Genomic DNA, 17677 nt, shown 5'->3' with positions numbered 1-17677 from the left:
AATGAGTGACTTGTCTGTGCAGCTCCGCTGCCGCGGCTACCAGGTCGGCATCGATGTCGGCGGGACATTCACCGACGTCGTGTGCGTCGCGCCGGACGGCCAGTTGAGATTGACCAAGATCCCCACCACGCGGGCCGACCCGAGCCGCGCCATCCGCGATGCGCTGGCGCGCATGTCGGAGGAATGGGGCGTGGCGCCGTCCAGCATCGGCCGCTTCGCGCACGGCACGACCGCAGGGACCAACGCGGTGCTGGAGCGCAAGGGCGCGCGGGTCGGGCTCGTGACCACGCGAGGCTTCCGCGACGTGATCGAGATCGGGCGTCAGTTGCGCCACCGGATGTACGACATGGTGCTCAAGCCCGAGACGCCCGGGTTCCTCGCCCCTGGCATGTGGCGGCGCGAGGTCGGCGAACGGGTCGCGGCAGACGGCACCGTGGTCGAGGCGCTGGACGAGGAAGAGGTCATCGCCGCCATCGATTCGCTGGTCGCCCAAGGCGCCCAGGCCATCGCGGTCTGCTTCCTGTTCTCCTTCGTCAACCCCGCCCACGAGCGCAGGGTGCGCGAGCTGGCCCTGGAGCGCCATCCCCACCTGATGGTGTCTCTGTCGAGCGAAGTCGATCCCGCGTTCCGCGAATACGAACGCACGACCATCACGGCCTTCGACGCCTACGTGAAGCCGGTCCTCGACAGGTACCTCGCCAACCTCGAAGGCCATCTCGCCGACGCGAAGGTGCCGGTCCCGCTGCTGGTGATGCAATCCCGGGGCGGCCTCTGCTCCGCCGAGGTCGCGCGGCTCCGGCCGGTCCGCCTGTTCCTGTCCGGTCCGGCCGCCGGCGTGATCGGCGCGCGGATGGTCGGCGAGGAAGCCGGCCGCCGCAACCTCATCACCGCCGACATCGGCGGGACGAGCTGCGACATCTCCCTCATCTGCGGCGCCAAGCCGCTCGTGAGGAGCGAAGGACTCATCGACGGCTTTCCCGTGCGCGTGCCGATGGTGGACGTCAACGCCATCGGCTCCGGCGGCGGGAGCATTGCCTGGCTGGATGCCGGCAACAGCCTGCGCGTCGGCCCCGAATCGGCGGGGTCCGATCCGGGCCCGGCCTGCTACGGCCGCGGCGGCGAGCGGCCGACCGTGACGGATGCCTCCGTGGTGCTGGGCTACATCGACCCGGACAACTTCGCGGCCGGCTCGATCGTGCTGGACGCCGCGCGTGCCCGCCGGGCGATCGAGGAGGCGATCGCGCGCCCCATGGGCATCTCCGTGGAGGAAGCCGCACTCGGCATCCACCGCGTGGTGAACGCGCAGATGGTGGAAGGCGTGCGCCTGGCATCCATCCGCCGCGGGTACGACCCGCGCGAGTTCTCGCTGATGCCGCTGGGCGGCGGCGGCGCAGTCCATGCGACCGCCATGGCCAGCGAACTGGGCATTCGCGAGGTCCTGGTTCCCCGCCATCCCGGCGTGCTGTGCGCCTACGGGCTGCTGGCGGCGCCGGTGCAGCACGAGCTCTCCGCCGCGTTCCCGCGCGAACTGGAGGCTGTGGATGCCGAGGCGCTGTCGGCCGCATTCGCCGAGCTGGACGGCCGCCTGGCGCAGCTCATGATGCAGGAAGGATTCGCGCCCGGGCAGGTTCGCGTCCAGCACAGCGCGGACCTGTGCTACGTCGGCCAGTCCTATCACCTCGAGGTCGCCATCGACGGCGGCGCTCCGGCAGGCCCCGTGGCGCAGCTCTACGAGGACTTCCTGGCCGAACACGAGCGCACCTACGGTCACAGCACGCGCGCCGCCGTGAAGATCGTGAACGTCCGCTCCGTCCACCAGGCCGCCACGTCCGCGCCGGAAGTCGTCAAGGACGCGCCTGAGCCCGCCGCCAGAAGCCATCGCCTCATCCGCGTCGCCGGCTTCGCCGCGCCGGTACGCGCCACCGTCGTCGCGCGCGCGTCGCTTGGCACCGGAGACGCCGTCGACGGCCCGGCCGTCATCGAGCAGCTGGACACGACGGTTCTCATCGAGCCGGGATGGACCGCCACGATCCACGCGTCGGGCCACATGGTCGTGACGCACCACACCGAGAGCAAGCCATGAACAGCAGAGCAGAATTCATCGTCCCCGACCAGCACACGGCCCGGCCCGACCCGATCACCGTCGAGGTCGTGCGCAACAAGCTCGACGGCATCGCCAACGAGATGGAGCTCACGCTGCTGCGCAGCAGCTTCTCGCCGATCGTGAAGGAAGGCCTGGACGCATCGGCCGGCATGTTCACGGCGGACGGCTCGGCCATCGCGACGGCATGCGCGATTCCGGCGCACCTCGGCAGCCTGGTGCCCGCGATCGCGCAGATCATCTCGACCTTCCCGGTGCACGAGATGCACGACGGCGATGCCTACATCCTGAACGACCCGTACCTGGGCGGCTCCCATCTGCCGGACATCGCGGTGGTCATGCCGGTCTTCGCGGAGGGCCGCGTCGTCGCGCTCACCGCCGCCGTGACGCACCACCAGGACGTGGGCGGCATGACCGCCGGCTCGGTGCCCACGAATTCGACCGAGATCTTCCAGGAGGGCATTCGCATACCGCCCCTCAAGCTCCTGGACCGCGGCGCCTACAACGAGACGCTGATCGCGCTGCTGCGGCGGAACGTGCGCGTCCCCGACATGTTCATGGGCGACCTCAATGCCGAGATCGCCGCATGCAAGGTCGGGGCCCGGCGCATCCAGGAAGCTGCAGGCGCCTACGGCGCGCAGCAGCTGTGCGCCATCTTCGACGACCTCCTCGATCGTTCCGAGCTGCTGACGCGCCAGGCGCTGCGCGCATTGCCGCAAGGCACCTTCGTCGCGGTCGACTACCTCGACAACGACGGAGTGGATCTCGACAAGCCGGTGCGCGTGCAGGTGGCCGTCACCATCCGTGGCGATTCGATCCACTTCGACTTCGAAGGCACCAGCCCCCAGACGCGCGGCCCGATCAACTGCGTGCCCTCGGTGATGCAGTCGACCGCCTTCTACGCCGTGCGCGCGCTCACCGATCCGGACATCCCCAACAACGGCGGCTGCCAGCGCGTGATCAGCCTGAGCCTGCCGGAGGGATCGCTGGTCAACCCGACCGAGCCCGCGCCGGTCAATGCGCGCTCCGCGACCATGAAGCGCGTGGCGGGCTGCATCATCGCCGCGCTCGCCCAGGCGCTGCCGGAACGCGTCCCCGCGCCCTCCGGCTCGGAACTCGTCGTGATGGCCTTCGGCGGCATCCACCAGGGCCGGCGCTTCGTCGTCGGCGACCTGGTCGCGGCGGGCTCCGGCGCGGCGCTGGGCCACGACGGGGTCGACGTCATCGAGACCGACATGACCAACTGCATGAACCTCCCCGCCGAAGCCATGGAGCTGGAGGCACCCATCCGCATCCGCCAGGTGGCCCTTCGCAAGGACTCGGGCGGGGCGGGCCAGTACCGTGGCGGGCTCGGCACCGTGCGTGAGTACGAGATCCTGGCCGACGGGGTGAGCCTGTCGCACCGCGGCGAGCGGCACTTCCACCCGGCGCAGGGGATCTTCGGGGGCGAGGCAGGCGCCGCGGCCCACTCCTGGATCGCGCGCCGGGACGGCAGTGTCGAGACCATTCGTTCGAAGGCCGTGACGACCCTGCATGCGGGAGACCGCCTGGTGGTCGAGACCGCCGGCGGCGGCGGATACGGCCCGTTGGCGAAGCGCGAGGCTGCCGCCGTGCGCGACGACATTGCCAACGGCAAGGTCTCCCCAAGGCAGGCGGCCGCGGCCTGAGCGATAGCGGAGGCTGGCCATGTGCATCGTCCCCGCATCTGCCGCGCTGGCGCCGAACGAGGCGCCGGCCGCATCGACCCAGCGCCCCCGCGCCGGCATGCGCCGCGCGGCGCCACTGCGGCGCTGGCTTCCGTGGGCGCTGACGGCGCCCGTGCTGCTGTTCCTCTGCATCTTCTTCGTCGGCCCGCTGACCTTCAACGTGACGGAGAGCCTGAAACCGGGCGACGGAGCGCTGAGCCTGCAGAACTACATGCGGGTCGCGACGGATCCGTACTTCATCGAAGTCGCGCGCAACACGGTGATGCTGGGCGTCGCCGTCACCGCGATCTGCCTGCTGATCGGCTACCCCTTCGCCTACGCGGTGGCGCGCGCATCCGGCGGACTCAAGGCGGCGCTGATCTTCACCCTGGTCGCGCCGCTCCTGGTGAACGTGGTGGTGCGTTCCTACGGATGGATGATCCTCATCGGGGGCAACGGCCTGATCGACAGCCTTTGCACCGCGCTCGGCCTGCCGAAGCTCGATCTCATGTACACGTGGCCGGGCATCGTCATCGCGCTGGTGCACGTGCTGCTGCCTTTCATGGTGATCTCCATCGCTTCCACGCTCGAGACACTGGACCCGCGCATCGAGGATGCCGCAGCCGTGCTCGGCGCGTCGCCCTTGCGCACCCTGCTCTACGTGAGCCTGCCCCTGAGCATCGAGGGCGTGATCACGGGCTCGATCATGACCTTCACGCTGACCATCGGCAGCTTCGTGACCGTCATGCTGCTGGGCGACAACTCGACGATGGTGCTGCCGCTGCTGATCTACCAGCGCCTGACCACGGTCGGCGATTGGGGCACCGCCGCCGCGCTCGGCATCGCCCTGCTGCTCACGGTGATGCTCCTTCTGGGGCTGCAGTCCATGCTGCGGCGCCGTTCTCTCCGGAGGTCCGCATGAACGCATTCTCATGGCCCATGCGCATCTATCTGTGCGTGATGACCACCTTCCTCCTGGCGCCGATCCTCATCATCGTGGCCGCGGCCTTCACGCCCGGCGAGTTCGTGGCCTTCCCGCCGCAGGGTCTGTCGCTGCGGTGGTTCCGCAAGGTCCTGGCCGACCCGACCTTCATGCAGGCGATCTGGAACAGCCTGCGGCTCGCCTGCGTCTCGACGCTCTTCGCGGCACTGCTGGCCGTCCCGGCGACGCTCGCCATCGTCCGGGCACGGCTGCCGGGGGGGCGGCTGATCCAGGCCTTCATGCTCTCTCCCCTGAGCCTGCCGGCGATCATCCTGGCCATCGGCCTGCTGTTCCTCAACGCGAAGCTGGGACTCTCGAGCTTCTGGGCGCTGGTGGCGGGGCATTCGGTCGTGATCATTCCCTACATCATGCGGACCGTGTTCGCCGTCTACACGAGCGCGAATCCCGAGATCGAGCAGGCATCGGCCGTGCACGGCGCCTCGCCGGCCCGCGTGTTCTTCCATGTCACGCTGCCGCTGCTCAAGCCCGGCCTCATGGCCGGCGGGATCTTCGCCTTCCTCATGTCGCTCGACGAGGTCGCCGTGTCGCTGTTGCTGAGCAACACCCGGACGACCACCCTGCCGGTCTCGATCCTGAGCTACCTCGTCTACAACCACGACCCGGCGGTCGCTGCCGTCTCCACGCTGCAGATCCTCATCGCGGTGGTTGCGCTCTTCATCCTCGAGCGGCGCTTCGGCGTCCGCAACCTCATGTTTACCTCCAGGTGATGCCATGGAATCCCTCCTGTCCAGCCAGCGCGCCGCCAGCGGCCAACTGACGATCCGCCACCTTCAAAAGGAATACCACGACCACCGCGCCGTCGCCGGCATCGACCTCGAGGTCGGTGCCGGAGAGTTCGTGGCGTTGCTCGGGCCTTCGGGCTGCGGCAAATCCACGCTGCTGCGCTGCATCGCCGGACTGACGGAACCGACCGGCGGCGACATCCTCGTCGACGGCAAGTCGATCCTCGCGAAGCCCGTCCACAAGCGCGACCTGGGCATGGTGTTCCAGAGCTACGCCCTCTTTCCCCACCTGTCCGTGCTGCAGAACGTCGCCTTCGGCCTGCGCATGCGGGGAGTCCCGGCCAAGGATGCGCAGGAGCGCGCCGGGGAAGCCCTCGGCATGGTGCGCATGGCGGCCCTCGGCCACCGCATGCCCTCGGAACTCTCCGGTGGCCAGCAGCAGCGCGTTGCGCTCGCCCGCGCGATCGTCACCCGGCCCACGGTGCTGCTCCTCGACGAGCCCTTCAGCGCGCTCGACGCCAAGCTGCGCGAGGCGATGCAGGTCGAGGTGCGACAGCTGCAGCGCCGCCTGAACATCACCACCATCTTCGTCACCCACGACCAGCACGAGGCGATGTCCACCGCCGACCGGATCGCCGTCATGAACGCGGGGCGCGTCGAGCAGTACGACACGCCGACATCCAGCTACAACGCGCCCCGAACGCTCTTCGTGGCGGACTTCGTCGGCAGGATGAACCGCATCGCGGCCCAGATCACCGCGTCCGGCCCTGACCGGCTCGAGCTCTCGTTCGGTCACGAGATGAGCGGCCTGGCGGCGGCACGCGAGGAGCTGGCGGTCGGCGCCGCCGTGCATGCGGTGCTGCGGCCGGAGAAGACCCTGCTGTCCCCGCTTGCGGCCGAATCCGAGCCGCGGGCGCACGGCCTCAGGGGCCGCGTGCGGGAGATCGTGTTCGGCGGAGAGCGTCTGTCGATCCACGTCGACACGGCCGTGGGAGAGATCCTCGCGTGCGAGCAGAACCGCGCGGGGGTCATGCATGCGCAGCTTCAGCCGGGTCAGGACGTCGCCGTGACCTGGCGTACCGAGGACCTGATGGTCTTCGGCAAGGAGTGACGGAGAAAATGCGCGCCGGCGACCCCATGCCCATTGCAGCCTCACCCTCCGTCTGGGAGCACACGGCGACCAGCCCGCGAATCCAAGGCGCCGCGCCGGCAGGCGACGTGCACGTCGAGACGGCCGTCGTGGGCGCGGGATTCACGGGTCTTTCCGCGGCCCACCACCTGTGGAAGGCGGGTCGGGAGTGCCTGGTCCTGGACGCCAACGCGCCCGGCTGGGGCGCCAGCGGCCGCAACGGCGGCATGGCCGTGCTGCGCTACAAGACCGGCTTTGCCGCGCTGGCCCGGAAGTACGGCGCCGAGACCACGCTCGGCCTGCATGGGCTGATCCAGGAGGCGGTGGACACCCTGGAGTCCATCGTGACGACGCACCGCATCCCCTGCAGCTTCAGGCGCTGCGGGCACCTCACCGCAGCCAGCAGCGAGGCCGCCCTGGCCGCGCTGCGCGAGGATGTGCAATGGCTGCGCGCGCATGCCGGCGACGACGTGCCGCGCATCCTCGAGTACGACGAGATGGCCCGCGTCAGCGGGACCGCGGTCTACCGCGGCGGCTATGTCGACCCGCGGGCGGCAGGCATCCACCCCCTGGACTACGCGCGCGGCCTGGCGTCCGCGCTCCAGAAGGCCGGGGTGCGCATCCACGGGCAGTCGCCGGTCGAGCGGATCGATCGGTCCGGCGACGGCTACAGGCTGGTGACGCGCGGCGCAGTGGTCAAGGCGAGGCGGGTCATCCTTGCGACCAACGCGTACACGGACCTCGAGAAACTCGGCTTCCGCCTGGCGCAGCGCATCGTCCCGGTGGCCTCTTCCGTGATTGCGACGGCACCGTTGACCGACGCACAGCGGTCTGCTGTTCTGCCGCAAGGCCATCTGCTGACCGATACGCGAAAGCTCACCAACTATTTCCGCGTCACGCCCGACGGCCGCTTGCTCTTCGGCGGGCGGGGGGACCTGCTGGGCCGCGACGTGCCGGCATCTTTTCGGGGGCTGGAAGACCTCCTGGCGGCGACCTATCCCATGCTGAAGGACGTGGCCATCGAGCACCGCTGGTCCGGCAAGGTGGCCGTCACCCTGGACGATTTCCCCCACCTGGGCGAGCTCGCGCCAGGCGTCTTCTTCGCCATCGGCTACGGCGGCCGCGGCGTGGCGCTCTCGCAGCTGCTCGGCAGGCTGGTGGCGGCCATGGCCTGCGGCAGCGCCGTCGCTGCGGGCCCGATGTCCGGCGCGAGCTTCAGGCCCATCCCCTTGCACGGCCTTCGTGTGCCGGGCATGCAGGCCGTGGCCACCTGGTACCGGTGGCGGGACCTCTTGTCCGCACGGCAGGACCGCGCCGGCAGCGTGGCGCCGCAGACCTGATGGCTGCGGCGATGCCGGCTCGAAAGGCCGCCGTTCTCGGCGGCGCGCCGCGATCTTTCAGGGCACGTTCGACGCGTGCACCGCGAAGGGCTTGAAGGGCAGCGCCAGCTTGCCGGCGTATTCGCCACGCAGGGTCATCGTGGGGCACACGCCGACCGACCAGCAGAAGTTTCTGTCGGGGTACACCAGGTCGCCGAAGCGGTAGTTGTCGATGCTCTGCCCGCTGTAGTTCGCCACACTGACGATGTTGCCCTTGGTCGAGTAGTTGTCGGACATGGTCACCATGATCGGGTCGACGCGCGAATCCTCCATGGTGCGCAGGATCGTGCCGCTGTTGCCGTCGGCGGCGAACTTCACCCAGCCCCACTTGCGGTTGGCCCGGTCGGTGAAGATCAGCATCGTGTTGATCGGATCGGCCTGGTCCGGATAGTCCTTGGCCGCCGCCAGGTGCGTGACGTTGTTGCCCAGGCCCGTCACCGCGCCGACTTCCACGATCTCCGCGGGCGTGCCCACCGCCGGCTTGGCGCCCTGCACGTACGCACCCAGCGAGAAGATGTGCAGCCTGCCGCCCTCCGTCGCCACCCATGCGCGGGCGTAGTGCGGGTTCGGCTCCCAGTACATGTCGTTCGGCGGCGCCATGCGGCGGCGGTCGTCCTTGCTCCAGTGGTTGTAGGTCGAGGTCGTCAGCACGCTGGTCGGCTTGTCGGCCAGCGTGACGGTCTTGATGACCGTCGGCGCCGCCTGCGGGCGGTCCGCCAGCAGGTAGGGCCACTGGTTGGCCGCGAGGCCGACCTTCTGCGTCTCCAGGTTGCTCGCGGCGCTGCCGAGGTACATGTCGTTCGTGTACTTGAAGAGCGGCCCGAGGTCCATGAAGGCCACCGTCTTCTCCGACTTGGACGCAATCACCGCGATGCCGCCCTTGGCGTACTTCTCGTAGTACTCGCCGCCCGGCAGCAGCCTGGCGCGGTTGTTGGCCATCGGCGAGGCTTCCTTCGCCATGCCCGACAGGGCGCCGCTGCCGGTGTACACGACGGCCGCATAGGGATGGATGCCGGTCGTCACCTTGATCGAGGTCGGCGCCTTCATGTTGGCCGGCAGGTCGACGTAGCCCAGCACCTTCATGAAGATGTAGTTGCCCTGGTTGAAGAAGCCGGGGTGGACCATGTCCATCCAGTCGTGCCACCAGTCGTACTTGGCGCCGTCGAGCGTGCAGCCCTGGCAGCTGCCGCCCAGCGAGACGACCGCGACCTGGCCCTTGCGATTGACCGTGTCCCAGACCGTCACGAAGGCGAACTCGCCGCCGCCCGTCACCGAAATCGCGGTCGGCACCTTGCCCAGGGCCAGCTTGACGCTGGCACGGTTCTGCGCGGTGTACGTGCCCACCGTGAAGATCGTGGCCGGCTTCGTCGGGCTGCCCTGCGTCGCGACCAGCGACAGGCGCGTCGAGGGGCTGTCCGCCGCGTTCTCGCCGCGGTCTTCGACGATCGGCAGGTCGGCCGGGTCGTTGGGCGAGAGCACGCCCGCGCGGTAGTAGTCGTCGACGGCGGTGGGCAGCAGACGCTTGTCCTGCCACAGCAGCTGCGGGCGCTGCATGAAGGTCACGCGATCGGTGGCCTGCGACTGGAACCATCCCAACGAGGTCGACAGCGAACTGCCGCTCGCCGGCGTGCCGATCGCCGCGCCGTGGATGCTCACGTAGAGGTTGTCCGCGGCGTTGTTTTCCGCGCCGAGCTGGTAGTACAGGTCGTTGCCCGGGCCGTGGTTGATCGCGCCCACGTCGCCGCGCTGAGGCAGCGTGTCGACACCGGTCTTCGTCGCCACCGGGCCGAAGCGGTAGGCCACGCCCTCGGCCTGGCCGAACTTGTAGGCGATGCTGTCGTAGGAACTCGCCACGATCGCGCCGCTGCTGTCGACCACGTCGCCGGTGATGGGTGACGGCGCGGGGGCGGGCGCAGGGGCGGCGGGCGCGGGCGCAGGGGCAGTGGCAGGTGCAGGTGCAGGTGCAGGTGCAGGCGCGGGCGCGGGCGCGGGCGCCGGGGCTGGTGCCGGCGCGGCACCGGCAGAAACGCAGGTCTTCGCCGTCATGAACGCCGGGTCGCCGCCGAAGAAGGCATTCGTGCAGGCGGCCGTTCCGGTCACCGAGCGCGTGATCCAGCGCGAGTCGGCGCCGTACTTCACCAGGGTCGGCGCTGGCACGGTGAAGGAGCCGCCTTCCCGCGCGAGCAAGATGCCGGCAGCAGGCGCGGCGGGCGGCGGGGGTGCCGAGGGCGTTTGCGTATAGCAAGCCTTGGCCACGTACTCGATCGGATCGCGCCCGAAGGTGCCGTTGCTGCACACCACAGTGCCGGACAGCTGCTTGGTCAGCCAGGCCGAATTCGCGCCGTACTGCACGGCCGTCAAGGACGAGAGCCTGAAGGTCTGGCCTTCCTCGGCCACCTTGACCCAGCTCGCATCGAGCTTGCCGAGTTCCGCCATCTTGCCGGCGGCGGCGGCAGCAGCGGAGTTGATCGTCGACGTCGTGCCGCTGGCTTCGTCAGCCACCATGACGGTCGTCGCCTGCATCGTTGTCGTATTTGCCGTGCCGGCCGGCGCGGCCGCCGGCGACGGCGCATCCGAGCCTTGAGGGAACGCGAAGCCGCCGCCGGACCCGCTGCCGCCGCCACCGCAACCGGCGAGCGCGCCCGTCGCCACGAACAGCAGGAGTGCGCATTTGTCGAGGGTTTTCACACCGAACTCCAGATAAATGGAAAAAAGAAATTCCTGCGCCTGCAAAAGGCGCAAAAGAAATTGCCGAACAAATCGTCGAAAAAGGAGCGCTCATCGCCGCGCTGGCGGGCAGGCGTCGCACAGGGGTCGTACGACCTGCCGATAGGCAGAGGTCGAACCGATTTGTCATCGGTTCATTGAGTACTTCGGTACTCGCTTTAGGGGGATTCGTCGCCGCTGCTCGCTGCGACAAGAGATTTCATGTTGCCTTCTACTGCGTCCATCCTTGCTTCAATGGACGCTATTGTCAGTGAGGCAATTTTTTGGCGAGGCGAAATGAATGATCCAAGTCATGCACAAAGTCACAGCCGAGCGACATCCGGGCGTCCATATCGATTGACGAGGCAAATAGGATTAATCGTTTGGCAGACACGGTTTCATTTCATAATTAATGCAACTTCATTAACGGTAGCCCTAAAGGCGTACGTAGGCCATGTCCTACACGCGCGCCGCGCGGGGTTGCGGCCGTTTGGAACCGCGACGCGAGGTCGGATTCGCGTTGAATACACCGGTTGGGGCGTAGGGTTCTCTTGACAGTTGGCCAGTGCAGCACTCGTATGACGCGAGCGCGAGGAGTGCGATTGCAAGGTGGCGACCACTCAGCAACGGGTCCACGAGGGTTCGGGGAAGGCTTGACCATGCGTTCCCTTCGTAGAGCGCCGGCACGCTGTTGTCGGCCTGCACCGCGATCGCGCTGGGTTAGTCTTGCGCCATGGCCTGCCTTGTGAAGCCGCCTCGATGACGGGTGTCCCGAGCGACATCCCGGCCCGCCTCGACCGCCTGCCCTGGTCGCGATGGCACTGGCGCGTGGTGATCGCGTTGGGCGTGGCCTGGGTGCTGGACGGGCTGGAGGTGACGCTGGTCGGCTCCATCGGCGGCGTGCTGGAGCGGCCCGACACCCTGGCGCTGACGGCCGCGCAGATCGGCTGGTCGGGTTCGCTCTACATCGGCGGCGCCGTGATCGGCGCCCTGCTCTTCGGGCGGATGACCGACCGGCTCGGCCGCAAGAAGCTGTTCCTGATCACGCTCGCGGTCTATGCGCTGGCCACGCTGGCCACCGCCTTTTCGCCCAGCTTCGCCTTCTTCGCGCTGTGCCGCTTCTTCACCGGGCTGGGCATCGGCGGTGAATACGCGGCCATCAACTCGGCGATCGACGAGCTGATCCCGGCGCGCGTGCGCGGGCGGGTGAACCTGGCGATCAACGGCAGCTTCTGGATCGGCGCGGCGCTGGGCGCGGGGCTGAGCCTGTGGCTGCTGGACCCGCAGGTGCTCGGGCCGGTGTGGGGCTGGCGAGCGGGCTTCGGGCTGGGCGCGGTGCTGGCGGTGGCGATCCTGCTGGTGCGGCGCCATGTGCCCGAGAGCCCACGCTGGCTGATCGCGCAGGGGCGCACCGAGGAGGCCGAGCGCATCGTCGCCGGCATCGAGGCGGAGGTCGCGGCGCAGCACGGGCCGTTGCCTGTGCCGCTGGGCCGCGTGCGCTACGGCCAGCGCGCGAGCCCCAGCTGGCGCGAGGTGGTGCAGGTGCTGGCGCGGCGCTACCCGCAGCGCAGCGCGGTGGCCCTGGCGCTGATGATCTCGCAGGCCTTCTTCTACAACGCGATCTTCTTCACCTACGCGCTGGTGCTGACGCGCTTCCACGCCGTGCCGGAGGGCCGGGTGGCGCTCTACATCTTTCCCTTTGCGCTCGGCAACGTGCTGGGGCCGCTGATCCTGGGGCCGCTGTTCGACCACGTGGGCCGCAGGCGGATGATCGCGCTGACCTACGTCGGCTCCGGCATCGGCCTGGCCCTGACCGGCTGGGCCTTCATGCAGGGCTGGCTCGATGCGCGCAGCCAGGCGCTGGCCTGGTCGGGGGTGTTCTTCCTGGCCTCGGCGGCGGCCAGCTCGGCCTACCTCACGGTGAGCGAGGTGTTCCCGCTGGAGATGCGCGCGATCGCGATCGCGATCTTCTATGCGGTGGGCACCGGGGCCGGAGGCTTCGCGGCACCGGTGCTGTTCGGCGCACTGATCGAGACCGGCAGCCGCGGCGCGGTGGCCGTCGGCTATGCGATCGGCGCCGGGCTGGTGATCGTGGCCGGGCTGATGGCGCTGCGCTTCGGGGTGGATGCGGAGCGCAAGCCGCTGGAGGAGGTGGCGCCGCCGCTGGGCACGGAGGACGGCACGGATCCGCTCACTCGATGAGCGCGCGCCGCACGTCCTCCTGCAGGCTGCGCAGGTGGGCGCGCATGGCCTCGCGCGCGCGCTCGGGGTCGCGCGCGCGCAGCGCCTCGACGATCGCGCCGTGCTCGTCGTGGTTCTCGCGCTGCCGGTGCAGCGGGCTGTGCAGGCGGAAGAGCCGCGCGTTGACGCGCAGTTCCTCCACCAGGCGCGGGAACACCACGTTGCCGCTGGCCGTGGAGATCAGCATGTGGAAGCGGTCGTCGAAGTGGAAATGCTCCGTCTCGCTGTGCTCGCCGCTGTCCAGTGCCCGGATTTCGTCCTCCAGGGTCTGGATCTCGGCGTCGGTGATCTTGCCCACCGCCAGCGCGATGGCCTCGCACTCGATCACCTCGCGCGCGCGCATGCAGTCGAAGTATTCCTTGGTGCCGAGCGCGCGCACGGCATAGGAGCGCGCGTCGCGCCGCACCAGCAGGCCCTCGCCGGCCAGGCGCACCAGCGCCTCGCGCATCGGTGTGCGGGAGATGCGCAGGTCCTCCGCCAGCCGGGCTTCCTGCAGCGGGCTGCCGGGCGAGATCTGGCGGTCGAGGATCAGGGTGCGCAGCCGCTCGTAGGCCTGCTCGGCCAGGCTGGCCGAGCGCACTTCCAGGGGCGCGATGGTGATGGTGGCGGGCTGCGCCGGACTGGGAAGGCTGGGCATGCGGAAAAGAGGATGTTCCACGGGGAGGCGCGAAAAGCTTATCAGGCCCGCCCCCTGGCGGACACCGAGCCTACAGCCATTTGTCCAGCGGGTTGCCCGCATTCGGCGCGCGCGGCCGCAGGCAGGGCAGGAACTGGCCGCTGCCCGGCTCGGCGCGGAACTCGCCGTCCTGCCACACGACGCGGCCGCGCGAGACGGTGATGCCGGGCCAGGCGCGCAGCTTCATGCCCTCGTAGGGCGTGTAGTCGGCGGCATGGTGGAGCATGCCGTTGGCGATGGTCTTCTCCTCGCCCTCGCCGAACTGGTCCCAGACCACGAAGTCGGCGTCGCTGCCCACCGCGATGGTGCCCTTGCGCGGATAGAGGCCATACAGGCGCGCCGGGTTGGTGGCGGTGAGTTCGACGAAGCGGTGAATGTCGAGGCGGCCGGCCAGCACGCCCTCGCTCATCAGCAGCGGCAGCCGCGTTTCCACGCCCGGGATGCCGTTGGGGATGCGGTCGAAGGAGGCGTTCTCGCCCGCCACCCGCTTGCCGTCCGCGCCCTGCATGTTGAAGGGCGCATGGTCGGACGAGACGATGGTGAACAGCCCGCTGGCCAGCGCGTTCCAGATGAAGGGCTGGTTGGCCTTGTCGCGCGGCGGCGGGCTGCAGATGCAGCGGGCGCCGTGCATCGGGTCCTCGTGGTCCAGGCCCAGGTCCTCGGCGCTGAGGAACAGGTACTGCGGGCAGGTCTCGGCATGGATCGGCAGCCCGCGCCCGCGCGCCCAGTGGATCTGCTCGACCGCCTCGCGGCCCGAGACGTGCACGATCAGGATCGGCGTGTCCACCAGCTCGGCCAGCGCGATGGCGCGGTGCGTGGCCTCGCGCTCCACCGCCATCGGCCGCGAGCTGGTGTGGTAGCGCGGCGCGGTGAGGCCGGCATCGAGCAGCTGCTCGGTGAGCCAGGCGATGCAGTCGGCGTTCTCGGCGTGGACCATGGTCATGGCGCCATGCCGGCGCGCGGTCGCGAGCACCTCGATGACCTGCCGGTCGTCCAGCTTGAGGTCGTCGTAGGTCATGTAGATCTTGAAGGAGGTGTAGCCCTTCTCGATCAGCGCCGGCAGCTCGCGCTGCGTCACGTCGCGGGTGGCGTCGGACACGATCAGGTGGAAGGCGTAGTCGATCACGGCCTTGCCTTCCGCGCGGCGGTGGTAGTCGTCCACCGCCGCCTGCACGCTGTGGCCCTTCTGCTGCGCGGCGAAGGGCAGCACGGTGGTGGTGCCGCCGCAGGCCGCCGAGCGGGTGCCGGTGTAGAAGTCGTCGGCGAAGCGCGAGCCGTCGCTGGTGGGCTGGTCGAAGTGGCAGTGGCCGTCCACGCCGCCGGGCGTGACCAGGCGGCCGCCGGCGTCGATCTCGTGCGCGGCGCTGCCCTCCAGGCCCTGGGCGATGGCGCAGATGCGGCCCTCGCGCACGCCGATGTCGGCGCGGTAGCGGTCGCCGACGGTGGCGATGTCGGCGTTGCGCAGGATCAGGTCGTAGCGGGTCATGGCGTTTCCTAGCGTTGCTCGAGCGCGGCCTCGGGCGGCACCGCCGCCGGCGTGCCCGCGTTGCCGTAGGCACGGCCGTAGTGGCGCTCGATGCGGCGCTGCACGAAGTCCCAGGCGGTGGTCATCAGCAGGTAGTAGAGGGCGGCGACCAGGAACAGCTCCAGCACCATGAACTTCTCCTGGATCAGCACCTGGGTGCGGCGCAGCAGCTCCTCCATCGAGATCACCGAGGTGATGGAGGTGGTCTTGAGCAGGCCGTTGATGCTGTTGCCCAGCGTCGGCACGATCAGCCGCATGGCCTGCGGCATGATGATGTAGCGCATGGTCTGCGCATTGCTGAAGCCGACCGCGCGCGCCGCGTTGGTCTGCCCCACCGGGATGGACTGGATGCCGCCGCGCACGATCTCGGCCAGGTAGGCCGCCTCGTTGAGGATCAGGCCCAGCAGGGCCGACTCGATGACCGACAGCTTCAGCCCCAGCTGCGGCAGGCCGGTGTAGATGATGATCAGCTGCACCAGGAGCGGCGTGCCGCGGAACACCCAGATGTAGAAGTGCGCCGGCGCATTGAGCCAGCGCCGGCTGGACAGGCGCGCCAGGGCCAGCGCACAGCCCACCACCAGGCCGCCCGCGATCGCGGCGAGCGTGAGCCACAGCGTGGTGACGGCGCCGCTCAGCAGGTACGGATTGAACAGGTAGTCGGTGAACCCCGACCAGCTCCAGCCTTGTCCCATGAGTGTTCCTTGGGTTGCTCGATGGCGTCAGCGCGCGACGCTCAGCCCGCCGGGCCCTTGACGGCCACGGCGCCGTCGACCGCCTTCACGCCGTACTGGTCGAACAGCTTCTGGAAGCTGCCGTCGGCCTTCATGTCGTTGAGCACCTTGGCCATGGCGCCGGCCAGCTCCTTGTTGCGGGTGGCGAGCGCGACCGGCGTCGGGAACAGGCCGTGCAGCACGCGGTCGAAGTCGCCGCGCTTCTGGTATTCGGCGCTGGTCGAGTCGATCGACAGCGCCACCTCGACCTGGCCCGCGCGCAGGGCCTGGAAGGCCATCGCGAAGTTCTCGAAGGTGCGGATGGTCATGCCCTTCATGCCCTTGTCGGTGAGCTGCTTGTCGAGCTCGCGCGCCTTGCGCTCCTCGAAGCCGCCGATCTCGACGCCGATGCTCTTGCCCGAGAGGTCGTCAGCCTTGGCGATCTTCAGCGGGTTGCCCTTGGCGGTGCTGATGCTGATGGCCTGGTCCTCGTAGATCAGCATCTGCATCAGCCTGGCGCGCTCCTCGGTGTAGAAGATGCCGGTGTTGATGACGTCCCAGCGGCCGGCCTGCAGGCCGGGGATCATGGCGGAGAACTCGATGCGCACGTACTCGGGCGTCAGGCACAGGCGCTTGGCGATCGCCTCGCCCAGCTCCACCCGCATGCCCTTGAGGGCGCCCGTCTGGTCGACGAACTGCAACGGCGGCAGGGTCGGGTTGACCGACATCACGAGGGTGCCCTTCTTGACGAGCGCCGAATCGGGCACCGGCGACTTGCAGGCCTGCGCCTGCGCGGCACCTGCGCCGCAAAGGAAGAGAGCCGAGGCCGACACGAGAGCGGGAAGCAGTTTCATGGTGATGTCCTTGGGGAAGTGGAGGAGGCGGCGAATGAAGCGGGGCACGCGCTCAGGCGCGGATCGAATCGAGAAGCTGAAGGCGGTCGAGCGCAAGGCGCAGATCGGCCGCGTCGGCCTCGGGCAGCGGCAGGCGCGGGGCGCGCGGCTTGCCGACCGGCAGGCCCATCATCGTGAGGCCGTCCTTGGAGGCAGCGACGTAGCGGTGGCCGCCGACCCAGCGCACGATGGGCAGCATCTTCCTGTAGAGCGCGAGCGCCGCGGGCATGTCGCGCTCGTCGGCCACCAGCTCGAACAGGCGCGCCGACATCTTCGGGATCAGGTTGGAGCACACCGCCACCCAGCCCTGCGCGCCGAGCCAGAAGGACTCGTAGCCCAGGATGCCGGCGAACACCGTCATGCGGTCGCCGCACAGCTCGATGATGTCGCGCACGCGCGTGACCTCCAGCGTCGACTCCTTGATGTACTTGCAGTTGTCGATGCGCGAGAGGCGCGCCACCAGCTCCGGCTTCAGGTCCACGTTGGCGGTGGCCGGGTTGTTGTAGACCATGATGGGAATGCCGATGGCCTCGCCCACCTTGCGGTAGTGCTCGAACAGCTCGTCGTCGGTGGGCGTGCTGTAGAAGGGCGGAATGATCATCACGCCGTCGGCGCCCATGCGCTCGGCCTCGCGGCTCAGGCGCACGCATTCGTCGGTCCACTCCGCGCCGGTGCCGATCAGCACGGGCACGCGTCTTGCGGCGGTGCTCACGCAGGTTTCGATCACCAGTTGCCGCTCCTCCTGGGTCAGCGACAGGAATTCCCCGGTGCTGCCCAGCGGGATGAGCCCGTGGATGCCCTCCTCGATCTGCCAGTCGACCAGCTTGCGCAGCGCAGGCACGTCGACCTGGCCGGCCGCCGTCATGGGGGTGATGAGCACCGTGTAGGTGCCTCGGAACGCTGTCAT

Annotated in this window: 14 protein-coding genes; 8 read left to right on the top strand and 6 right to left on the bottom strand. The window is 69.1% G+C overall.

The genetic code is table 11. The features are described 5' to 3' along the window. Position 1: 1 nt before the first annotated feature. From A8M77_RS23745 to A8M77_RS23720, 6 genes are read left to right on the top strand one after another with little or no spacing between them, the layout of a single operon-like run. Positions 2-2083, top strand: a complete 2082-nt coding sequence (locus A8M77_RS23745) for a hydantoinase/oxoprolinase family protein (protein ID WP_158100987.1) — start codon at positions 2-4, stop codon at positions 2081-2083. Beyond that, positions 2080-3768, top strand: a complete 1689-nt coding sequence (locus A8M77_RS23740; RefSeq protein ID WP_158100986.1) for a hydantoinase B/oxoprolinase family protein — start codon at positions 2080-2082, stop codon at positions 3766-3768. The genes A8M77_RS23745 and A8M77_RS23740 overlap by 4 nt, the downstream gene beginning before the upstream one ends. A gap of 19 nt (positions 3769-3787) precedes the next feature. Next, the gene (locus A8M77_RS23735) at positions 3788-4708 is read left to right on the top strand and encodes an ABC transporter permease (RefSeq protein ID WP_086923975.1); all 921 of its coding nucleotides are present in this window, start codon (positions 3788-3790) and stop codon (positions 4706-4708) included. Further along, a complete protein-coding gene (locus A8M77_RS23730) occupies positions 4705-5496 on the top strand; it encodes an ABC transporter permease (RefSeq protein ID WP_086923974.1) in 792 nt (263 codons plus the stop codon). The genes A8M77_RS23735 and A8M77_RS23730 overlap by 4 nt, the downstream gene beginning before the upstream one ends. A gap of 4 nt (positions 5497-5500) precedes the next feature. Then, a complete protein-coding gene (locus A8M77_RS23725) occupies positions 5501-6622 on the top strand; it encodes an ABC transporter ATP-binding protein (RefSeq protein WP_086923973.1) in 1122 nt (373 codons plus the stop codon). Positions 6623-6648: 26 nt separating this feature from the next. Beyond that, on the top strand, positions 6649-7980 hold the full coding sequence (locus tag A8M77_RS23720) for an NAD(P)/FAD-dependent oxidoreductase (protein WP_158100985.1): 1332 nt from the start codon (positions 6649-6651) through the stop codon (positions 7978-7980). A gap of 57 nt (positions 7981-8037) precedes the next feature. Here the strand turns inward: A8M77_RS23720 and A8M77_RS23715 are convergent, their stop codons facing one another. Beyond that, on the bottom strand, positions 8038-10524 hold the full coding sequence (locus A8M77_RS23715) for a hypothetical protein (protein WP_158100984.1): 2487 nt from the start codon (positions 10522-10524) through the stop codon (positions 8038-8040). A 75-nt stretch (positions 10525-10599) separates the two neighbouring features. Here A8M77_RS23715 and A8M77_RS35485 point away from each other — a divergent pair, with 75 nt between their 5' ends. After that, a complete protein-coding gene (locus A8M77_RS35485) occupies positions 10600-10887 on the top strand; it encodes a hypothetical protein (protein ID WP_143694745.1) in 288 nt (95 codons plus the stop codon). 597 nt (positions 10888-11484) lie between these two features. Then, positions 11485-12927: an MFS transporter gene (locus A8M77_RS23700; protein ID WP_086923969.1), complete on the top strand. Its 1443-nt coding sequence runs from the start codon at positions 11485-11487 to the stop codon at positions 12925-12927. Here A8M77_RS23700 and A8M77_RS23695 read toward each other — a convergent pair. The 5 genes from A8M77_RS23695 to A8M77_RS23675 all read right to left on the bottom strand — a co-directional run bounded on the left by A8M77_RS23695 (position 12917) and on the right by A8M77_RS23675 (position 17677). Further along, positions 12917-13603, bottom strand: coding sequence for a GntR family transcriptional regulator (locus tag A8M77_RS23695; RefSeq protein ID WP_086923968.1), 687 nt, complete (start codon positions 13601-13603; stop codon positions 12917-12919). The genes A8M77_RS23700 and A8M77_RS23695 overlap by 11 nt on opposite strands. Positions 13604-13673: 70 nt before the next feature. Next, positions 13674-15128, bottom strand: coding sequence for a dihydropyrimidinase (hydA, locus tag A8M77_RS23690; RefSeq protein WP_086923967.1), 1455 nt, complete (start codon positions 15126-15128; stop codon positions 13674-13676). An 8-nt stretch (positions 15129-15136) separates the two neighbouring features. Beyond that, positions 15137-15859: an amino acid ABC transporter permease gene (locus A8M77_RS23685; protein WP_086923966.1), complete on the bottom strand. Its 723-nt coding sequence runs from the start codon at positions 15857-15859 to the stop codon at positions 15137-15139. Positions 15860-15900: 41 nt separating this feature from the next. Beyond that, positions 15901-16731, bottom strand: a complete 831-nt coding sequence (locus tag A8M77_RS23680; protein ID WP_086924019.1) for an ABC transporter substrate-binding protein — start codon at positions 16729-16731, stop codon at positions 15901-15903. 52 nt (positions 16732-16783) lie between these two features. Then, a complete protein-coding gene (locus A8M77_RS23675) occupies positions 16784-17677 on the bottom strand; it encodes a dihydrodipicolinate synthase family protein (protein ID WP_086923965.1) in 894 nt (297 codons plus the stop codon).

It is taken from the genome of Variovorax sp. JS1663, from assembly GCF_002157355.1.
GTDB lineage: Bacteria > Pseudomonadota > Gammaproteobacteria > Burkholderiales > Burkholderiaceae_C > Variovorax.
Note: the sequence above shows the minus strand (reverse complement) of the source record. Positions and strands in the feature narration are given on the sequence as shown.

Bases quoted from the DNA above. Each gene is read 5' to 3' on its own strand.
- A8M77_RS23720 (WP_158100985.1), top strand. From the start codon at position 6,649: ATGCCCATTGCAGCCTCACCCTCCGTCTGGGAGCACACGGCGACCAGC.
- A8M77_RS23735 (WP_086923975.1), top strand. From the start codon at position 3,788: ATGTGCATCGTCCCCGCATCTGCCGCGCTGGCGCCGAACGAGGCGCCG.
- A8M77_RS23725 (WP_086923973.1), top strand. From the start codon at position 5,501: ATGGAATCCCTCCTGTCCAGCCAGCGCGCCGCCAGCGGCCAACTGACG.
- A8M77_RS23685 (WP_086923966.1), bottom strand. From the start codon at position 15,859: ATGGGACAAGGCTGGAGCTGGTCGGGGTTCACCGACTACCTGTTCAAT.
- hydA (WP_086923967.1), bottom strand. From the start codon at position 15,128: ATGACCCGCTACGACCTGATCCTGCGCAACGCCGACATCGCCACCGTC.
- A8M77_RS23745 (WP_158100987.1), top strand. From the start codon at position 2: ATGAGTGACTTGTCTGTGCAGCTCCGCTGCCGCGGCTACCAGGTCGGC.
- A8M77_RS23675 (WP_086923965.1), bottom strand. From the start codon at position 17,677: ATGACAGCGTTCCGAGGCACCTACACGGTGCTCATCACCCCCATGACG.
- A8M77_RS23715 (WP_158100984.1), bottom strand. From the start codon at position 10,524: ATGGTGGCTGACGAAGCCAGCGGCACGACGTCGACGATCAACTCCGCT.
- A8M77_RS23700 (WP_086923969.1), top strand. From the start codon at position 11,485: ATGACGGGTGTCCCGAGCGACATCCCGGCCCGCCTCGACCGCCTGCCC.
- A8M77_RS23680 (WP_086924019.1), bottom strand. From the start codon at position 16,731: ATGAAACTGCTTCCCGCTCTCGTGTCGGCCTCGGCTCTCTTCCTTTGC.
- A8M77_RS23740 (WP_158100986.1), top strand. From the start codon at position 2,080: ATGAACAGCAGAGCAGAATTCATCGTCCCCGACCAGCACACGGCCCGG.
- A8M77_RS23695 (WP_086923968.1), bottom strand. From the start codon at position 13,603: ATGCCCAGCCTTCCCAGTCCGGCGCAGCCCGCCACCATCACCATCGCG.
- A8M77_RS23730 (WP_086923974.1), top strand. From the start codon at position 4,705: ATGAACGCATTCTCATGGCCCATGCGCATCTATCTGTGCGTGATGACC.